At 67.6% G+C, this 1,940-nt stretch carries 2 protein-coding genes; both read right to left on the bottom strand.

All coding sequences use genetic code 11. From position 1 onward, the window contains the following. Positions 1 to 239 precede the first annotated feature (239 nt). Positions 240 to 1,052, bottom strand: coding sequence for a hypothetical protein (locus tag ACFOY6_RS23985; RefSeq protein ID WP_379640636.1), 813 nt, complete (start codon positions 1,050 to 1,052; stop codon positions 240 to 242). After that, positions 1,049 to 1,940: hypothetical protein (locus ACFOY6_RS23980; RefSeq protein ID WP_379652439.1), on the bottom strand; the 892-nt coding region annotated here is incomplete at its 5' end. The genes ACFOY6_RS23985 and ACFOY6_RS23980, both read right to left, overlap by 4 nt.

Genomic DNA, 1,940 nt, shown 5'->3' with positions numbered 1-1,940 from the left:
AGGCTGGATGTCGAACATGCGCGTTGTGCTGAAGCAGCCGATGCTAAACAGGATGCTCCAGAGCGCGAAGGCGGCCAGGAAGGTTCGCGGATCCCAGCGGAGCGCCGCGTTCACTCGTGCAATCATTCCTACTCCATAGGTGCTGGCGGAGAATGCGAGCCATGCGGCGGATCACCAGGAGGGGTTACAGCGGCAGCCTCATGAGGCTGCTGAAATAGCGGTGGAGCAGACTTTGGCGCTTACACCAGCGGCCGGCGCGCAGGCGTGAAGGACATGGCGTACAGGCGCTGGAAATACCGCTGGATCAGGCTCACCCGGCGCTGGTCGCCGTACAGGTACCGCCGATAGAACTGCAGGTTGGACAGCATGCCGGTGTACCGCTGCGCCAGCGTGACCGCGTACAGGGAGCCGATGCCCATGGCCGAGGTGCCGGCGCCGTTGTCGGTCGCGGTCGGAAGGCTCCACAGGTTGTTGACGCACAGCGCCAACTCGGTCCCGTTGCTTGTCATGATGATATTGGCGTCGGTGCCCCAGGCGTACGGAATGGTGATAGAGGCGCTCCCGTGCTGGGCCACGATACTGCCGGGGGTCTGCGCGTTGGCCGAGCCGGTGATCTGCAGCAGCGTCCGCGCCGAGAGCGAGTTGAACCGCGCCAGAATCTGGCCGCTGCCCGTCCCGGGGTAGGGTACCCGCACGCAAGCCACGATGCCAAAGGCGGCGGCGAAGTTGGGCTGCGGCACGGCGGACGGGCCGCCGTCCCACTGGTACACGCCGTTCGCCGCGTGGTCGGAGACGGGGCGGCCGTTCACCACCCCGTCGACCAGCTTGGACGGCCCCATGCCGGTGGCAGTGCCGGGCTTCAGGAATGCCCCGCTGCCCTTCAGATCCCGCCATTGCAGAATGTCGCGGGTGGCCGCATCGACCACCATGTCGGGTTCATAGGCGCGGAACCAATGCAGCAGGTCGGCGTCCTCCAGCATCTGCTGGTCGAGCGGCTTGGCGATCGGCGCGGCGCTGCCCGGAACGGAGGTGGCGACGATGATGCGACTCATGTGAGAGCTTCCTCGAAACGCATGGCGGGATAGGCGACAAGTGAAGGGACGGGGTGGCCAAGGTCCGCCCAATGGTTGCGGTAGGTCGTGACGGCTTCCAGCGCCGTCCGGCCGAGGGACCAGCCGGCCAGCACTTCGCCACCCGTCTGCAGGGCGGAGCGGATGCGCAGTGGCGTGGCAGGCAGGTCGGCCGCCCCCACGAGGTCCAGCGTCTTCGCGCCGCTGATCGTCACGGCCGAGAGCGGCACATTGGTGCCGTCCTGCTGCCAGATCTCGAAGCCGCGCTGCGGCGCGTCGGGGGTCCAGCTCGACCAGGAGAGCGCCGTCGCATCCGGTGGCAGCTCCCACGTGATGCGCACGGTTGATGCGCTGAGGCGGGCGAAGCCGGTGGGCCGCAGGCCACGGGGGTTCAGCCCCCGCATGATCGCGTCGAGCGTGTGCGCATCACGCGCGGCCTGGATCATGCGCCCGTAATAGCTGGCGTGGATATTGTCGCCGAGGGGGCAGTCATACATCGGGCCGGAGCCGTAGAGGCCCGGGATGCCCTCTTTCAGGATCTGGTATTGCGCCAGGACCGGCCGCTGCACGCCCGTGGTCGCGTTGGCGTTGCCGTTCACCTGCTGGATTACGAAGTCCGGCAGGCTGGACATGCCGGCCGCCACACGCGCGTCTTCGCGCAGGTCGGCCTGCAGTTGGCGCAGCATGTCGAGATAACCGTCCGTGTCGTTCTCGCCCTGGCACCAGCGGATGACCACCCGCAGCGGGCGCCCCATGCGGGCCGCGGCGCCCCGTGCCGAGGTGACGGCAGCCAGCACGTGCTGGTACTGGATCGTGCCCTTGATGAACTTGTCGATGTTCTGGCCGCCCCACCACACGGTGTGGCCGATC

It is taken from the genome of Teichococcus aestuarii, assembly GCF_042651065.1.
In the GTDB taxonomy this organism is placed as follows: domain Bacteria; phylum Pseudomonadota; class Alphaproteobacteria; order Acetobacterales; family Acetobacteraceae; genus Pseudoroseomonas; species Pseudoroseomonas aestuarii.
This window is presented reverse-complemented; position numbering and strand designations above follow the sequence as displayed.

What these genes read in the sequence shown, in the direction of transcription:
- ACFOY6_RS23985 (WP_379640636.1), bottom strand. Translation starts at nt 1,052, where the DNA reads ATGAGTCGCATCATCGTCGCCACCTCCGTTCCGGGCAGCGCCGCGCCG.